This window comes from Roseibium sp., assembly GCF_048260565.1.
Classification (GTDB): Bacteria; Pseudomonadota; Alphaproteobacteria; order Rhizobiales; family Stappiaceae; genus Roseibium.
The window spans coordinates 114,276-129,904 of the sequence record NZ_JBLXGP010000010.1 but is presented as its reverse complement, the minus strand read 5'-3'; the positions used below and the strand labels follow the sequence as shown (position 1 = coordinate 129,904).

The window sequence follows — 15,629 nt, the reverse complement described above, 5'->3', positions numbered from 1 at the left end:
TCCAATGTCTTAGCGGGATAGCCGGACATGACAGCACGTACTGGAGGCAGCTTCGTTCTCGATGATCCGGCACCGATCGTCGACGCGCTGCGCGCGGACGGCTGGCGCGTGATCGGCCCACGCCTGGGCGACGGCGCAATCGTCTATGACGAGATCGAGACGGCGGACGATCTGCCGCGCGGGGTCGTCGACGAACAGGACGGCGGTCACTACCGGCTGCGGGAAAGCGGAAACGACCGCTGGTTCGACTATGTGGTCGGGCCGCAGAACTGGAAGAAATGGCTGTTCCCGGCCCGGCAGAAACTCTGGTCCGCATCCCGGACCGAGGACGGCTTTGCCATCGAACCGCATCGGGTCGATTTCCCGAAAACGGCGATCTTCGGTGCGCGCGCCTGCGAGATCGCCGCCATCGAAATTCAGGACCGCGTCTTCGACAACGGCGACTTCGCCGACGCCGGTTACAGGCACCGGCGGGACAACACGCTCATCGTCGCCGTCCAATGCGCCCGATCGGCACCGACCTGCTTCTGTTCGTCCATGAACACGGGACCGCGCGCCGAGGCAGGTTTCGACATCGCTCTGACCGAACTTGAAGACGGCGGATTTCTTGTCGAATGCGGCAGCGACCGAGGGGCTGAAATTCTGGAGCGGATCGATGCGCCAGCAGCCGGTACGGCGGCCGTTGCAGCGGCCAAAGAGGCGGCCCGGGCGGTCACCGAACAAGCCGCCCGGATGCAGATGCGGTCGATGCCGGAGAACATTGCCGGCCTGTTGAAGGACAATCTCGAACACCCCCGCTGGGCGGAGGTCGCGGACCGGTGCCTCTCCTGCGCCAATTGCACGCTCGCCTGCCCGACCTGCTTCTGTTCCGACGTAGAAGACGTCAACGATCTGTCCGGCGACCACACCGAGCGCTGGCGTGTCTGGGACAGCTGTTTCAGCCTCGACTTCAGCTACATTCACGGCGGGGCGGTGCGCCGCTCCACCCTGTCGCGCTACCGCCAGTGGATGACCCACAAGCTGTCAAGCTGGCACGACCAGTTCGACACATCCGGCTGCGTCGGCTGCGGCCGCTGCATCACCTGGTGCCCGGTCGGCATCGATATCACCGAAGAAGCCGCCGCCTTCGCGGCGGAACCCGCTGACGCAGGAGGGGTGGAAACATGAAAATTCATGGCTTTGAGGAAATCCTGGCTCAGCACCCGGTCTTCAAGGATTGCGGCCAGGACACGGTCGATCTGCTGTCCGGCTGCGCGCGCAACGAGCATTTCCGCGCCGGCGAAACGATCTTCTCCGAAGGAGACGATGCGGAAAAGGTCTTCCTCCTCCGCGAGGGCGATGTCGCCATCGAGATCTCCGCACCGCAGCACGAGCCGCTGATCGTCGAGACCCTGCATGCCGGCGATGTGCTCGGCTGGTCCTGGCTGATGCCGCCGTTCAAACACATGTCGGATGCCCGCGCCCTGAACAGCGTGCGCGCCGTCAGTCTCGACGCCAACTGCCTGCGCACCAAATGCGGACAGAACCCCGAACTCGGCTATCAGATGTACCAGCATTTCGTGCCGCACCTGGCCGCGCGCTTCCGCGCGCTCCGGATGCAGCTGCTCGATGTCTACGGAACGCGGAAGGGCTGACCGGTGGAGGCTCTGCTCGCCCAGGACCCGATGCTGCCGCGCCGCTACCGCGTCAAACGCGTGTGGAAGGAGCTTGGCGACGTCGCCACGATGGAACTGGAACCCCTCGATGGCTACCCGGTGCCGTTTCAGCCCGGCCAGTTCAACATGCTCTACGTCTTCGGCATCGGCGAGGTGGCGATCTCCATTTCCGGCGATCCGGCCGACGGCACGAACCTGGTGCACACCATCCGTAATGTCGGAGCCGTGTCGAAAGCTTTGACGAGCGTTTCCGAAGGCGATGTCATCGGCGTGCGCGGCCCGTTCGGCACCGCCTGGCCGGTGGCGCAGGAAACCGGCCGCAACATCGTCTTCGTCGCTGGCGGCCTCGGCCTAGCGCCGCTACGTCCGGCGATCTATCACGTGCTGGAAAACCGCGCAGATTATTCCGGCATGACGCTGATCTATGGCGCACGCTCGCCCGAGGATCTGCTCTTTGCAGACGAAATCAAGTCCTGGAAATCGCGATTCGACACGGAAGTCGAAGTCACCGTCGACCATGCCGCTCCCGGCTGGACCGGTCAGGTCGGCGTGGTCACCATCGGTCTCGACCGGGCGCTGGCCGGGATCGACAAGGCGGATGTCTCCGCCTTCCTGTGCGGACCGGAAATCATGATGCGGTTTTCGGTGATGAGCCTGACCGCCGCCGGTGTTCCGGAAGAGCGCATCTGGATCTCCATGGAGCGCAACATGAAATGCGCCGTCGGCTTTTGCGGCCATTGCCAGTTCGGGCCCGATTTCATCTGCCGCAACGGCCCGGTGTTCCGCCACGACCAGGTCTCGCGGCTGATTTCCAAGAAGGAGGTGTGACGATGGCCAAGCCGAAACTCGCCGTCTGGAAATTCGCCTCCTGCGACGGCTGCCAGCTCACCCTGCTCGATTGCGAGGACGAGCTTCTGGAAATCGCCGGCGCGCTGGAAATCGCCCAGTTCCTGGAAGCGACCAGCGCCATCGACGACGGGCCTTACGACATCTCGCTGGTGGAAGGCTCGATCACCACCGCCCATGATGCCGAGCGTATCCGCGCGATCCGCGAGAAATCGGATGTGCTGATCACCATCGGCGCCTGCGCGACGGCGGGCGGCATCCAATCCTTACGCAACTTCGCCGACGTGGAAGCCTTCACCAGCGCGGTTTATGCCCATCCGGAATTCATCTCCACGCTGGAAACCTCGACGGCGATCTCCGATCATGTCACGGTCGACTTCGAACTGCGCGGCTGCCCGGTCTCCAAGCACCAGCTTCTGGAACTGATCACGGCGACACTCGCCGGACGCGTGCCCCGGGTGCCGAAGGTTTCCCAATGCACCGAATGCAAGCTCAATGGCACGGTCTGCGTCATGGTCGCCAAGGGCACGCCCTGCCTCGGCCCGGTGACCCAGGCAGGCTGCGGCAACCTGTGTCCGTCCCATGGGCGCGGTTGCTACGGCTGTTTCGGACCGAAGGAAAATCCGAACCCGCAAGCGCTTTCCGCGCAGCTTGCCGATCTCGGCATGGAGCCACGCGAATTGCGCGACATCTACCGCACCTTCAACGCCGGCGCGCCGGCCTTTGCCGAGGAGAGCAAGTCGCATGAGTGAGCGCATTCTCCAGGTCGACGCACTGGCTCGCGTGGAAGGCGAAGGCGCGCTATACGTGCGTCTCAAGGGCGATGAGATCGAGAAGGTCGAGTTCCGCATCTTCGAACCGCCCCGTTTTTTCGAGGCCTTCCTGCAAGGCCGCGACGCCCACGAAACGCCCGACATCACCTCACGCATCTGCGGCATCTGCCCGATCGCCTACATCATGAGCGCAAGCCAGGCGGTGGAACAGGCGGCCGGCGTTTCGGTAACGCCCGAAATCCATGAGCTGCGCCGGCTGATCTATTGCGGAGAATGGATCCAGAGCCATGTGCTCCACGCCGCCATGCTGCACGCGCCGGACTTTCTCGGCCTGCACGACGCGATCAAGATCGCCGAAGTCAATCCGGACCTGGTCAAGACCGCGCTCCGGCTGAAGAAGATCGGCAACAGCCTGATGGAGGTGGTCGGCGGACGTTCGGTCCATCCGGTCAATACCCGTGTCGGCGGCTTCTATTCCGCACCGGACAAAGCCAAGATCAAGGCGCTGCTGCCCGAGCTGGAATGGGGCATTGCCGCCGCCCGCGAGGTCGCCGTCGCGTTCTCGAAATTCGATTTCCCCGACGACGAATACGACTACCACTTCGTCTCGCTGAAGGATCCCGACACCTACGCCATCTGCGAAGGCCGGCTTGCTTCCAACCGCGGGCTCGATATCGCCGTGTCGGAGTTCAACGACCACTTCTTCGAAGAGCACGTGGCCCGGTCCAATGCCCTGCACGGGCGCATGCGCGATGGCTCAGCCTATCTGGTCGGGCCCCTGGCCCGTTATGCCAACAACTACGCGCAACTGACCGACGGCGCCAAGGAAACGGCGGCCCTTAGCGGCCTCGGCGAAGTGGTGCGCAATCCGTTCAAGTCGATCCTGGTGCGCATGGTCGAGACCCAATACGCCCTCGAGGAAGCCGCCCGGATCGTGCGCGGCTACGACGAACCGCGTCCCGCCTTCGTGCCCGTCCCGCCGAAAGCCGGCGAAGGCCACGGCTGCACGGAAGCGCCACGCGGCATCTGCTATCACACCTACAAGGTGGACGACGATGGCCGCATCACCCATGCCCAGATCGTGCCGCCGACCTCGCAGAACCAGCCGCAGATCGAGGAAGACCTGACCCGCGTCGTCGCCGCGAACATGGGCATGACCGACGCGGACCTGAAATGGCGCTGCGAACAGACCATCCGCAACTACGACCCCTGCATCTCCTGCGCGACCCACTTCCTCAAACTGACGGTGGAACGTGTCTGACGTGGGATTTTCCTATGGCAATGCCCGGCCCCCTCTTCCATGGGGAGAGGGAACCTTGAGCCTATCTGAGGCTCTTTTTCATCCGACGGTCTGCCCCATGCTCCCGTCTCCCCGACTGAAACGCAGCAAGAGACCGGGATCCAGGCCCCCCGGTATCGATTTAAACCGCAGAGGCATGTGTCAACCATGTCTCCGAACACCTGTCAGCTATGTCCCCGGTCTGTGTACTGGCAGGGATGACACAGAGGGACTGGCAAGGCCTTCCCCATACACGCCGGGAACGTAACAAGTGCCCGGCACCTCTCAGCCGCTGATCGTCGGCGTCGGAAATGACTTGCGCGGGGACGACGGTGTCGGACCGTTCGTCGCCGAGGCACTCGCCGCAGAAGGTCTTGCCGCACACGTCCATGCCGGTGACGGCACGGGGATAATGGATCTGTTCGAGGCCCATGACGCGATTATCCTGATCGATGCGACGCGGAGCGGTTCCGCCCCCGGAACGCTGATCGTCCTCGATGCGATCGCGGACAGGTTACCGGCCGACCTGTTTCACTATTCCACCCACCGTTTCGGACTGGCGGAAGCGGTCGAGACGGCCCGCGCCCTCAGCACCCTGCCGAAGAGCCTCCAAGTCTACGGCATCGAAGGTGCGGATTTCAGCGCCGGCGACCGCCTGTCTCCGGCCGTGCGGGAAACGGCGGAAAAGCTCATCGCCCGGATCGCCGAAACGCTTCCGAAAAACTGCTGAGATCCCGTTCCAGCCTGGAAGCACGCTTTCCAGTTCGGCTGGAAAGCTGCCAGCCGGCTTCCGCCCGCCATCGGCCCGCATCAGTCTAAAAACCTCATAACCCACTGAAATATCACAAATCAAACCGTCTGGCACAGCGGTTGCTTTGTTCCTTCCGGACGCGTGCGAGCTCATCGCACATTTTTGGGGCCAAAAGAGGCGAGCGCCCGAAAGGCCAGTGCCGGAAGAGGCAAGTGGAGGAGATGCCCGAATGACAGAAACCTTTTACGACGTGATGCGTCGGCAGGGGATTACCCGCCGAAGTTTCCTGAAATTCTGTTCGCTGACGGCGGCAGCACTCGGGCTGGGCCCGAGCTTCGCGCCAAAGATCGCCGAGGCGATGGAAACCAAGCCGCGCATTCCGGTGCTGTGGCTGCACGGGCTGGAATGCACCTGCTGCTCGGAGAGCTTCATCCGCTCCGCCCATCCGCTGGCCAAGGACGTCATCCTGTCGATGATCTCGCTCGACTATGACGACACGATCATGGCGGCCGCCGGTCATCAGGCGGAAGCGATCATCGACGAAACAATCGAGAAATACAACGGCAACTACATTCTCGCCTGCGAGGGCAACCCGCCGCTCAACCAGGACGGCATGAGCTGCATCATCGCCGGCAAGCCTTATCTGGAACAGCTGAAGAAGGCCGCCGACCACTGCAAGGCGATCATCTCCTGGGGTTCCTGCGCCTCCTGGGGCTGCGTCCAGGCGGCCCGGCCGAACCCGACCCAGGCGACCCCGATCCACAAGGTGCCGGGACTGGCGCCGAAGCCGATCATCAAGGTGCCCGGCTGCCCGCCGATCGCCGAGGTGATGACCGCGGTGATCACCTACATCCTGACCTTCGAACGGTTCCCGGAACTCGACCGGCAGGGCCGGCCGAAAATGTTCTATTCCCAGCGTATCCACGACAAGTGCTACCGCCGGCCCCATTTCGACGCCGGCCAGTTCGTGGAAGCCTTCGACGACGAAGGCGCACGCAAGGGCTACTGCCTCTACAAGGTCGGCTGCAAGGGACCGACCACCTACAACGCCTGCTCCACCGTGCGCTGGAACGGCGGCCTGTCCTTCCCGATCCAGTCCGGCCATCCCTGCTTCGGCTGTTCGGAAGACGGCTTCTGGGACAAGGGCTCCTTCTATGACCGCCTGACCGATATCCACGGCTTCGGCATCGAGGCCAACGCCGACAAGATCGGCGGCACCGCCGCTGTTGTCGTCGGTGCGGCCGCAGCCGCTCATGCCGGGATCAGCGCCATCAAGCGCGCGCGTCACAAGGGGGGAGACGAATAATGACGACCATGCAGACACCCAACGGGTTCAATCTCGACACCTCCGGACAGCGCGTCGTCGTCGATCCGGTAACCCGCATCGAAGGTCACATGCGGTGCGAGGTGAACATCGACGAGGAAAACATCATCCGCAACGCGGTCTCGACCGGCACCATGTGGCGCGGTCTGGAAGTGATCCTGAAGGGCCGCGACCCGCGTGATGCCTGGGCCTTCACCCAGCGCATCTGCGGCGTGTGCACCGGCACCCACGCGCTCACCTCGGTGCGCGCCGTGGAGGATGCGCTCAAGATCGACATCCCGGAAAACGCCAACTCGATCCGCAACATCATGCAGCTGTCGCTGCAAGTGCACGATCACCTGGTCCACTTCTATCACCTGCACGCGCTCGACTGGGTCAACCCGGTCAACGCGCTCAAGGCCGATCCGAAGGCAACCTCGCAGCTGCAGCAGACGATTTCGCCGCATCATCCCAAGTCGTCGCCGGGCTATTTCCGCGACGTCCAGAACCGGCTGAAGAAATTCGTCGAATCCGGCCAGCTCGGTCCGTTCAAGAACGGCTACTGGACCAATCCGGCCTATCTCTTACCGCCGGAAGCCGACCTGATGGCCGTGACCCATTACCTGGAAGCCCTCGACTTCCAGAAGGAGATCATGACCACGCGCACGATCTTCGGCGGCAAGGACACCCATCCGAACTGGCTCGTCGGCGGCGTGCCCTGCGCCATCAACATGGACGGCGACATGGCCGCCGGAGCGCCGATCAATATGGACCGGCTGAACTATGTCTCCGGGGTCATCGACCGCACCCTGGACTTCGTGAAGAACGTCTACCTCCCCGACCTGTTCGCCATCGCCCAGTTCTATAAGGGCTGGCTCTACGGCGGCGGCCTGTCGGGCCAGAGCGTGCTCGCCTATGGCGACATCCCGGACAAGGCCAACGACTATTCGGCCGGCAACCTGATGATGCCGCAAGGCGCGATCATCGACGGCAACCTCAAGGAAGTGCACGAGATCGATCTCCGCGATCCGGACCAGATCCAGGAATTCGTGCCCCACTCCTGGTACGCCTATCCGGACGAAAAGAAGGGTCTGCACCCCTGGGACGGTATCACCGAGCCGAACTACGCGCTCGGGCCCAACCTGATCGGCACGAAGACCAATATCGTCAACATCGACGAGAGCGCGAAATATTCCTGGATCAAGGCGCCGCGCTGGCGCGGTCACGCGATGGAAGTCGGGCCGCTCGCCCGGTACGTCGTCGGCTACGCCCAGGGCCACGAATATTTCACCGATCAGATCAACCGGACGCTGAAGACGCTCGACGTGCCGGTCACCGCCCTGTTCTCCACCCTCGGCCGCACCGCGGCCCGGGCGCTGGAATGCGAGTGGGCTGCGGAAATGCAACGCTACTTCATGGACAAGCTGATCGCCAACATCAAGGCCGGCGACTCCGCCACCGCCAACGTGGAGAAGTTCGATCCCGCAACCTGGCCGACAGAGGTCAAGGGCGTCGGCTTCACCGAAGCGCCGCGCGGCGCCCTGGCGCACTGGATCAAGATCAAGGACACCAAGATCGACAATTACCAGTGCGTCGTGCCGACCACGTGGAACGGCAGCCCGCGCGACAACGACGGCAACATCGGCGCCTTCGAGGCCTCGCTCATGAACACCAAGGTGGAGCGGCCGGAAGAACCCGTCGAAATCCTGCGCACGTTGCATTCCTTCGACCCGTGCCTTGCCTGCTCAACCCATGTCATGGGTCCGGACGGCGAGGAACTGGCCGAGGTCAAGGTCCGTTGAGGGAGGAAAATCCATGTCGAACACAATGAAAACAGCACTCGCCTCCCTCGGGATCGCCGCGGCCGCCGTTTCGCCGGCGCTGGCGCATACCGGAGGTGTCGTCACGGGCTTCGGGGCCGGGGTGTCTCACCCCGTCCTCGGCGCCGATCACCTGCTGGCCATGGTCGCCGTCGGGCTCTGGTCGGCGGCACAGCCAAGGGAAAAGGCCTGGCAGGCTCCGGTCCTGTTCATGCTCCTGCTCGCCGCCGGTGCGGGCCTCGGCCTTGCCGCCATACCGCTCCCGTTTGTCGAGCCGGGTATCCTCGTCTCGATCTTCGGGCTCTCGGTCCTGCTCATAGCCGGCCGCAGGATTCCGTCGGCACTCGCGCTGACAGTCATCGGCATCTTCGCGCTGCTTCACGGCCATGCCCATGGCTCTGAAGCGGCCGGTGCGATCGGCGCCTATATGTCCGGTTTCCTGGTCGCAAGCGCCACCCTGCACCTGACCGGCTATGGCATCGGGCGCATCGTCTCCACCACACGGCACGGCCTCGCCGCATCGGGCCTGGCGGTTCTCACCGCCGGCCTCGTGCTCGCCGGCGGATAGGAGGGCGCGATGACCGTTGAGACCACCGCCCACAAGGAAGAGGCCGTCTATGTCTATGAGGCCCCGGTGCGCATCTGGCACTGGGTCAATGCCCTGGCGATCCTCGTCCTCGGCGTCACCGGCTATCTGATCGGATCGCCGCTGCCGTCGATCCATGGCGAACCCTCGTTTCACTACCTGTTCGGCTGGATCCGGTTCCTTCATTTTGCGGCCGGCTACATCCTGGCCGTCGGCATTCTGCTCCGGATCTACTGGGCCTTCGTCGGCAACAAACATGCCCGCCAGATCTTCCTGCCGCCGGTCTGGCGTAGGAGCTTCTGGAAGGAACTCGTCCACGAGGTCAAGTGGTACGCCATGATCACCCGAGCGCCGATGAAATACGCCGGCCACAACCCGCTCGCGACCATCGTCATGCACGTCATGTTCGTCTGGACGATCGTCTTCATGATCGTCACCGGCTTCGCGCTTTATGGCGAAGGCACAGGCATGGGATCCTGGCAGTACACGATGTTTTCAAGCTGGGTCATTCCCCTGTTCGGCCAGAGCCAGGACGTCCATACCTGGCATCACCTGGGCCTGTGGGTGATCGTGAGCTTCGTGATCGTTCATATCTATGCCGCGGTCCGCGAGGACATCATGTCCCGGCAGTCGATTATCTCGTCTATGTTCTCCGGCTGGCGGACCTTCCGGGACGACAAACCGGCAGACGATCGACACTAGTTTCATCAGACTGTGCACATCACAGTTCACCTCGGCGGGACCTGACCGGTTCCGCCTTTTTTATTCCGAATTGGCTTCTCCGCTTCCAGTCGGAACCCTCGAGCCGGCTCCGCACCTTTGACCGGAAATAAGGAATGGAAACTTACTTTCCATTTTTTATCCATTTCGGATGTTATATGATCATATAAGTACTGCCACTTAATAAAAGACCTCGTAAAAACAAGAACATACGCGCTTCAGAAATCTGGCACGGCTCTTGCGAAACCAATTCCAACCCGCACACCGACAAAGCGCTCGGACCACGCGGCGGGACTGAGAATTGCATCGCTCCTTGGAGGGACGCGACTGCAAGAGGGAGGAATGCATTGTGACGTCTGACGCTCCGGCCGTGCTCGTGCTCGGCATTGGCAACCTGTTGTGGGCCGACGAAGGTTTCGGCGTACGCGCGGTCGAGGAATTCCATCGCCGCTACGAAGCTTCCGAAAATGTCCGCGTCATGGACGGCGGCACGCAAGGGGTCTATCTCGTCCAGCACATCCGCGACGCCGACATCCTGATCGTCTTCGACGCGGTTGACTACGGCTTAGCCCCTGGAACCCTGAAGCGGGTGGAAGGCTCGGAAGTTCCGAAATTCCTCGGCGCGAAGAAGATCTCCCTGCACCAGACCGGTTTCCAGGAAGTGCTCGCCATGGCGGAGATGCTGGGCGACTACCCCGACCATCTGCTGCTCATCGGCGTCCAGCCGGTGGAGCTGGAGGATTACGGCGGCAGTCTCAGGCCCGCGGTTAAGGCGCAGATCGATCCTGCCATCGATCTTGCCCTTTCCTTCCTCAAGGAACACGGCGTTTCCGTTTCCCCGCGCAGCCGCCCGCTTGACGAAGACGACACCATCGCCTCCCTTGAAATGACCCTTGGCCGCTACGAGACCGGGCGCCCGGACGAAACCCTGGCCGTCCGTCATGGAGACAGCCGCGTGCTCGCCGATGACCGCTGGCGCGGACCGGAGGATTTCGAGGCGGAAATGGAACGGCTCGTCAACACCACGGCGGGATCGAACGGATGTGCATAGGCGTCCCCATGCAGGTGCTTTCCGTGTCCGGGCTGACCGCCCGGTGCCGGAGCCGGACGGCGGAACAGGTGATCGACCTCAGCCTCGTCGGTGAAGTTGCGCCCGGCACGTGGCTGATGGTGTTTCTGGGCGCCGCCCGCGAGATTCTCACCGAGGAAGCGGCCCGGCAGTCTGCCGACGCACTGGAAGCACTGGAAATGGCCATGCGCGGAGAAACGGATTTCGACCATCTCTTCGCCGACCTGATCGACCGGGAACCGACCCTGCCCGACTTCCTTCAGCCTGCCGGCGCAAAACCCTCCAACCCTTGAGGCAAACCCCATGTTTTCACCGCTTTTGCAATCGATCATCGACCGGGAAGGCTATGAGGTCGTCACCCATGACACCCTGGACGAAGTGGCCCGGGCCCGTGACTTCGTCATGCTGTTCTTCGCCGGCGATGCGGCGCGTCTTGCTGAAAGCAACGATGTCGCCGTCGTCCTGCCGGAACTCGACAAGGCGCTCGGCGGGAATGTCACACCCCTGATCGTCTCCCGCGACAGCGAGCGGGAACTGCAGCGCCGTTACCTGTTCAACGCCTTTCCGGCGATCGTGTTCCTGCGCCGCGGCGACTATCTCGGCGTCCTGCAAGGCATTCTCGACTGGGCGGACTACCAGATCCAGATCCCGGAAATCCTCGCGCGCGAGCCGAGCGACCCGCCGCCGTTCAAATTCCCCGACGGCTGCGGCGCGGCGCCCGAGGGCCTGACCCACTGATCTGTAGGCGCACAATTTTATTTTGAGGGAGAGGACGGAAAATGAGCAATCCAATCGGATCGATGGTCGGACCGGGCAGCCAGCCGGCGGATGAGGACGGCGGCGTTCTGGATTACATGTCCATGCCGTCCGGCATGATGATTTTCGCGGCGCCCGACCTGCCGGAGCCGGAAGACACGGAAGATCTCGCCGCGAGCAAGGCCGCTTTGGAGGACTTGCTGCAACGGCTCGAAGGCTATGACCCGTCCGCCGCGGCCGGCCGTGCGGACTTCAGCAAGCTCGATGCCGCCAATCTCGAACTGGTCAACCAGGTGCTTGGCGAAGGCGAGGTGTCGGTGATCGACGGCGCGGCCCTGCAGGCGCAGGAAGCCGTTCTCGCAGGCGTCTGGCGGGTCCGCGAAGCCGATGCGGACGGACGACTCGTCGCTGATTACGCGGAAGTCTCGCCCTTCCCCGAAGCCGTTCTGAAAAGAGCCTTCGACGGCGCGCAGGCGCAGATCGCAATGCCCGACCGCTTCGGCCCCAACATCTTCAATGCCCCGCCGCTGCTGCCGGAAATCAACGACTATGTCGCCCGCTCCGACGAGGCGACCCTGCCGCACGTCATCAACCTGTCGCTGCTGCCCCATACGGAAGAGGATCTCGGTCTTCTCAACGACCTTCTCGGCCGGGGTGAAATCACCATCCTGTCGCGCGGCTACGGCAACTGCCGGATCACGGCGACAGCCACGAAGAACGCATGGTGGGTCCAGTTCTACAATTCGCAGGACACGCTGATCCTGAACACGATCGAGATCTGCCGCATTCCGGAAGTGGCCTGCGCCGCGCCGGAGGACATCGCCGACTCAGCAGACCGCCTGAACGAGATTCTCGAGGTCTACCGATGACAGCCGGCTTTTTCGCAGGCTCCTACGGGGGCGATGCCAGCAAGATCGGGCCGAAGACGAAGCTCGAATGCAAGATCTGCTGGCACGTCTACGATCCGGTCGAAGGCGACGACTACTGGCAGATCCCGGCTGGTACGCCCTTCGCCGCCCTTCCGGATCACTGGACCTGCCCGGAATGCGATGCCGGCAAGGACGGCTTCATGGTGATCGGGGAAAGCTGACATGGGTGATGCCGCAGCCATTTCTGAGCATCTGGAAGCCTGCTTCCGGCTGGTGCACACCGAGCGCATGGACGGGGTCCCGATCCTGAACGATGCGCTGGAAGTGCGCGCCGTCGGGACGCATGCCTGGAACGGCTTCTGGCTGAGCATCCTGATCACGCCCTGGTTCATCAACGTGGTGCTGTTGCCGCAGGAACCGGACGGCGAGGCGATCCGCACCGGTGAAAAGCGGATGTTCGGCTTTCCCGCCGGTTCCTTCGAATTCATCCGCGGTCATGAGCACAATCTCGGCCCCTTCTGGATGTGCTCGCTGTTCTCGCCGGTGTTCGAGTTCGTTGACATGGAAACGGCGGAAGCCGCCGCCCACGCCGCCCTGACGGAATTGTTCGAAGCCGAGGAAGAAAACACCGAAGCCGACCGGGATATGCAGACAATCTGGCGCGGCGAATGGCCGGATGCCGAAACCGATGTCCAGGAGGAGATCGATGCGGACGCCGAACCTGTGGCGGCCTTGGAAGATGAAGACGAAGCCGCCGCGCCATCCGCCTTCAGCCGGCGCGGCCTTTTGACCGGAAAACTCCGGGAGACGAACTTGTGAGCGCCGAAGGGAAAGTCCTGATCGAGCTTCCGGCCAGGCCCGGCACACCGGTTGGCGTGACTTTCCGCCCTCCCGCCGATGTCACACGTCTCTTTATCGGCAAGACGCCGGAAGAGGTGCTGACGCTGGTGCCCGCGCTTCACGGCGTTTGCGCGACCGCCCAGACTCATGCCGCGGTTCTGGCCCTGGAAGGCGCGCTCGATATAACGGTGACTGACGAGACGGCCCGTGCACGGCAGGCGTTGACGATGATGGAGTGTCTGCGGGAACATGGGCTTCGGGCAATCATGGACTGGCCAAGGCTCATGGGAGAGACGGCGGACAATCTGGCGGCACGGCAGGCAATGACCTTCCTGCCAGGGTTTCAAGCCGCACTGTCGGGAGCATCGGCCCCGTTTTCAGTAGGGGCGAAGGTCTCCATGCCCATGGAGCCGCTGGTCCGGATCATTGCGGAAACCGCGGAGTTCCTGAAGACGACGGTCTTCGGCGAGCCGCTCGAGTGCTGGCTGTCACGCCGTGGCGCGGACGCGCTCCGCGACTGGGCGGAAAACGCGAAAACCGCGGCCGGTCGGTTCATCTCGTGGCTGTTTGCGACCGACCGCTTCGCCGTCGCCGCCTTCCCGCCGGTCCGCCTTCCGGAGTTCGACCCCGGCACACTGCCGGCCTGGCTTTCAAGCGAGAGCCAAAACGGACTGGCGGAAGCGACATCCTACATCCGCCGCGCCGGCGATCCGCTTCTGACCGGTCTCGGCACGCCGGGTCTAGGTGTCCGCTTTGCCGCCCGCCTGGTCGAACTGGCGCGGCTTCCGGGCGAAATGCTCGCCGTCCTGACCGGCGAAACCCGGCCGCCGTCGGCAATCCGGGACGAAACCGGCACGGGATACGGAACAGTGCAGGCCGCGCGCGGCGCGCTGATCCATACCGCAAAGGTCGAGCAGGATCGTGTCTCGGCCTATCGGATGCTGCCGCCAACGGAGCGGAATTTCGCGAGCCGCGGCATCGCCGCCCGGTGCCTGGATGACCTTCATACCGCGAACGAAGCCGAACGGCGCCTGCGCGCCAACCTGGTCGTCAACGCCATCGACCCCTGCGTCGCCTGTGAAGTGAGGGCAGGCTGATGCATGAGATGTCCATATGTGAGAGTATCCTCGGGCTTCTTAGGGACCAGGCGCAGGCTCAGAGCTTTTCAAAGGTGAAGCGCGTTTGCCTCGAGATCGGGCCCCTGTCCGGCGTGGAAATCGAGGCTCTGAAATTCGGCTTCGACGTGGTGATGCGCGACACGCTTGCCGACGGTGCCCGACTGGAAATTATCGAAACACCCGGCACGGCCTGGTGCATGCCTTGCGGACAGAGCGTTACAATCGAGCAGCGTTTCGATGCCTGCCCCCTATGCGGTTCGCACCAGTTGCAGGTGACGGGCGGTGAGGAACTTCGGATCAAGGAACTGGAGGTCAACTGATGTGTACGGTTTGCGGTTGCGGCGACGGCGAGGTTCGCATCGAAGGCAAGGATGACGGCCACCGGCATGGTCACGGTCACGGGCACGGGCACGATCACGGGCACACCCATGACCATCATCATGCGCACGACGGCCATCACCACCATCATCATGACCATTCCCATGATCATGGCGCGCATCATTACGGCGAAGGCCCGGCCGGCACCTCCGTGCCCGGCATGAGCCAGACCCGACTGATCCAGCTGGAACAGGACATCCTGTCCAAGAATAATGGTTACGCTGCGGAAAACCGCCGGCTGTTTGCCGACCGCGGCATTCTCGCGCTCAACCTTGTTTCCAGCCCCGGCTCGGGCAAGACGACATTGCTGGTCAAGACCATCGAAATGCTGGCTGGACGCCTGAAACCTTACGTCATCGAGGGCGACCAGCAGACCTCGGCCGATGCGGACCGTATTCGCGCCACCGGCGCCCCGGCAATCCAGGTCAACACCGGCAAGGGCTGCCATCTCGACGGCCACATGGTCGGCCACGCCCTGGAACATCTTGCACCGGCGGACGGCAGCGTTGTCTTTATCGAGAATGTCGGCAACCTGGTCTGCCCGGCCGCTTTCGATCTCGGCGAGGCGCACAAGGTGGCGATCCTGTCGGTGACCGAAGGCGAGGACAAGCCGTTGAAATACCCGGACATGTTCGCCGCCAGTGACCTGGTGCTTCTGAACAAGACCGACCTGCTGCCTCATCTCGATTTCGATGTGGAAGCAGCGATCGCCAATGCGCGCAAGGTCAATCCGGCCATCAAGGTGCTGCAGGTTTCCGCCCGTACGGGCGAAGGCATGTCCGGCTGGTGCGCCTGGGTCGAGGCGGCGCGGTCCATGCAGCTGGCCGGCCATCCGGCTGGCGCGGCGGCTGAGTAGAGGAGAGCGA

19 protein-coding genes are annotated in these 15,629 nt (G+C 63.2%); all 19 read left to right on the top strand.

Annotated features, from left to right (window positions below):
- The first annotated feature begins 27 nt into the window (after positions 1-27).
- The 19 genes from ACN0SO_RS19400 (at position 28) to hypB (ending at position 15,619) form a co-directional block, all read left to right on the top strand.
- A complete protein-coding gene (locus tag ACN0SO_RS19400) occupies positions 28-1,167 on the top strand; it encodes a 4Fe-4S dicluster domain-containing protein (RefSeq protein WP_417680377.1) in 1,140 nt (379 codons plus the stop codon).
- Positions 1,164-1,634, top strand: coding sequence for a cyclic nucleotide-binding domain-containing protein (locus tag ACN0SO_RS19395; RefSeq protein WP_417680376.1), 471 nt, complete (start codon positions 1,164-1,166; stop codon positions 1,632-1,634). The genes ACN0SO_RS19400 and ACN0SO_RS19395 overlap by 4 nt, the downstream gene beginning before the upstream one ends.
- A gap of 3 nt (positions 1,635-1,637) precedes the next feature.
- Entirely contained in the window at positions 1,638-2,483 is an 846-nt protein-coding gene (locus ACN0SO_RS19390) for an FAD/NAD(P)-binding protein (protein ID WP_417680375.1), read from the top strand.
- A gap of 2 nt (positions 2,484-2,485) precedes the next feature.
- A complete protein-coding gene (locus ACN0SO_RS19385; RefSeq protein ID WP_417680374.1) occupies positions 2,486-3,253 on the top strand; it encodes an oxidoreductase in 768 nt (255 codons plus the stop codon).
- Entirely contained in the window at positions 3,246-4,535 is a 1,290-nt protein-coding gene (locus ACN0SO_RS19380; RefSeq protein ID WP_417680373.1) for a Ni/Fe hydrogenase subunit alpha, read from the top strand. The genes ACN0SO_RS19385 and ACN0SO_RS19380 overlap by 8 nt, the downstream gene beginning before the upstream one ends.
- A gap of 289 nt (positions 4,536-4,824) precedes the next feature.
- Positions 4,825-5,283 carry a hydrogenase maturation protease gene (locus ACN0SO_RS19375; protein WP_417680372.1) on the top strand — a complete coding sequence of 153 codons (459 nt, stop codon included), beginning with the start codon at positions 4,825-4,827 and terminating at the stop codon, positions 5,281-5,283.
- Positions 5,284-5,533: 250 nt separating this feature from the next.
- Complete coding sequence (locus ACN0SO_RS19370; RefSeq protein WP_417680371.1) at positions 5,534-6,610, top strand: hydrogenase small subunit; 1,077 nt, start codon at positions 5,534-5,536, stop codon at positions 6,608-6,610.
- Positions 6,610-8,409 (top strand): nickel-dependent hydrogenase large subunit, encoded by a 1,800-nt coding sequence (locus ACN0SO_RS19365; protein WP_417680370.1) that lies wholly within the window; start codon positions 6,610-6,612, stop codon positions 8,407-8,409. The genes ACN0SO_RS19370 and ACN0SO_RS19365 overlap by 1 nt, the downstream gene beginning before the upstream one ends.
- Before the next feature lie 13 nt (positions 8,410-8,422).
- Entirely contained in the window at positions 8,423-8,995 is a 573-nt protein-coding gene (locus ACN0SO_RS19360) for a HupE/UreJ family protein (RefSeq protein WP_417680369.1), read from the top strand.
- Between the two features lie 9 nt (positions 8,996-9,004).
- The gene (cybH, locus tag ACN0SO_RS19355; protein ID WP_417680368.1) at positions 9,005-9,715 is read left to right on the top strand and encodes a Ni/Fe-hydrogenase, b-type cytochrome subunit; all 711 of its coding nucleotides are present in this window, start codon (positions 9,005-9,007) and stop codon (positions 9,713-9,715) included.
- 364 nt (positions 9,716-10,079) lie between these two features.
- Complete coding sequence (locus ACN0SO_RS19350; protein ID WP_417680427.1) at positions 10,080-10,784, top strand: HyaD/HybD family hydrogenase maturation endopeptidase; 705 nt, start codon at positions 10,080-10,082, stop codon at positions 10,782-10,784.
- Positions 10,775-11,095 carry a HypC/HybG/HupF family hydrogenase formation chaperone gene (locus ACN0SO_RS19345; protein WP_417680367.1) on the top strand — a complete coding sequence of 107 codons (321 nt, stop codon included), beginning with the start codon at positions 10,775-10,777 and terminating at the stop codon, positions 11,093-11,095. Before ACN0SO_RS19350 ends, ACN0SO_RS19345 begins: the two co-directional genes overlap by 10 nt.
- 10 nt (positions 11,096-11,105) lie before the next feature.
- Positions 11,106-11,540: a hydrogenase-1 expression HyaE gene (locus tag ACN0SO_RS19340; protein ID WP_417680366.1), complete on the top strand. Its 435-nt coding sequence runs from the start codon at positions 11,106-11,108 to the stop codon at positions 11,538-11,540.
- Positions 11,541-11,581: 41 nt separating this feature from the next.
- Complete coding sequence (locus tag ACN0SO_RS19335) at positions 11,582-12,427, top strand: hydrogenase expression/formation protein (protein ID WP_417680365.1); 846 nt, start codon at positions 11,582-11,584, stop codon at positions 12,425-12,427.
- Positions 12,424-12,648 carry a rubredoxin gene (locus ACN0SO_RS19330; protein ID WP_190290134.1) on the top strand — a complete coding sequence of 75 codons (225 nt, stop codon included), beginning with the start codon at positions 12,424-12,426 and terminating at the stop codon, positions 12,646-12,648. Before ACN0SO_RS19335 ends, ACN0SO_RS19330 begins: the two co-directional genes overlap by 4 nt.
- A 1-nt stretch (position 12,649) precedes the next feature.
- Complete coding sequence (gene hybE / locus ACN0SO_RS19325) at positions 12,650-13,246, top strand: [NiFe]-hydrogenase assembly chaperone HybE (protein WP_417680364.1); 597 nt, start codon at positions 12,650-12,652, stop codon at positions 13,244-13,246.
- Complete coding sequence (locus tag ACN0SO_RS19320; protein ID WP_417680363.1) at positions 13,243-14,364, top strand: nickel-dependent hydrogenase large subunit; 1,122 nt, start codon at positions 13,243-13,245, stop codon at positions 14,362-14,364. The genes hybE and ACN0SO_RS19320 overlap by 4 nt, the downstream gene beginning before the upstream one ends.
- Positions 14,364-14,705 (top strand): hydrogenase maturation nickel metallochaperone HypA, encoded by a 342-nt coding sequence (hypA, locus tag ACN0SO_RS19315; RefSeq protein ID WP_417680362.1) that lies wholly within the window; start codon positions 14,364-14,366, stop codon positions 14,703-14,705. The genes ACN0SO_RS19320 and hypA overlap by 1 nt, the downstream gene beginning before the upstream one ends.
- Positions 14,705-15,619, top strand: coding sequence for a hydrogenase nickel incorporation protein HypB (hypB, locus tag ACN0SO_RS19310; RefSeq protein WP_417680361.1), 915 nt, complete (start codon positions 14,705-14,707; stop codon positions 15,617-15,619). The genes hypA and hypB overlap by 1 nt, the downstream gene beginning before the upstream one ends.
- Positions 15,620-15,629 lie beyond the last annotated feature (10 nt).

Excerpts from the sequence above, each read along its gene's own strand:
- ACN0SO_RS19400 (WP_417680377.1), top strand. The coding sequence starts at position 28 with ATGACAGCACGTACTGGAGGCAGCTTCGTTCTCGATGATCCGGCACCG.
- ACN0SO_RS19395 (WP_417680376.1), top strand. The coding sequence starts at position 1,164 with ATGAAAATTCATGGCTTTGAGGAAATCCTGGCTCAGCACCCGGTCTTC.
- ACN0SO_RS19385 (WP_417680374.1), top strand. The coding sequence starts at position 2,486 with ATGGCCAAGCCGAAACTCGCCGTCTGGAAATTCGCCTCCTGCGACGGC.
- ACN0SO_RS19380 (WP_417680373.1), top strand. The coding sequence starts at position 3,246 with ATGAGTGAGCGCATTCTCCAGGTCGACGCACTGGCTCGCGTGGAAGGC.
- ACN0SO_RS19370 (WP_417680371.1), top strand. The coding sequence starts at position 5,534 with ATGACAGAAACCTTTTACGACGTGATGCGTCGGCAGGGGATTACCCGC.
- ACN0SO_RS19365 (WP_417680370.1), top strand. The coding sequence starts at position 6,610 with ATGACGACCATGCAGACACCCAACGGGTTCAATCTCGACACCTCCGGA.
- ACN0SO_RS19360 (WP_417680369.1), top strand. The coding sequence starts at position 8,423 with ATGTCGAACACAATGAAAACAGCACTCGCCTCCCTCGGGATCGCCGCG.
- cybH (WP_417680368.1), top strand. The coding sequence starts at position 9,005 with ATGACCGTTGAGACCACCGCCCACAAGGAAGAGGCCGTCTATGTCTAT.
- ACN0SO_RS19345 (WP_417680367.1), top strand. The coding sequence starts at position 10,775 with ATGTGCATAGGCGTCCCCATGCAGGTGCTTTCCGTGTCCGGGCTGACC.
- ACN0SO_RS19340 (WP_417680366.1), top strand. The coding sequence starts at position 11,106 with ATGTTTTCACCGCTTTTGCAATCGATCATCGACCGGGAAGGCTATGAG.
- ACN0SO_RS19335 (WP_417680365.1), top strand. The coding sequence starts at position 11,582 with ATGAGCAATCCAATCGGATCGATGGTCGGACCGGGCAGCCAGCCGGCG.
- ACN0SO_RS19330 (WP_190290134.1), top strand. The coding sequence starts at position 12,424 with ATGACAGCCGGCTTTTTCGCAGGCTCCTACGGGGGCGATGCCAGCAAG.
- hybE (WP_417680364.1), top strand. The coding sequence starts at position 12,650 with ATGGGTGATGCCGCAGCCATTTCTGAGCATCTGGAAGCCTGCTTCCGG.
- hypA (WP_417680362.1), top strand. The coding sequence starts at position 14,364 with ATGCATGAGATGTCCATATGTGAGAGTATCCTCGGGCTTCTTAGGGAC.
- hypB (WP_417680361.1), top strand. The coding sequence starts at position 14,705 with ATGTGTACGGTTTGCGGTTGCGGCGACGGCGAGGTTCGCATCGAAGGC.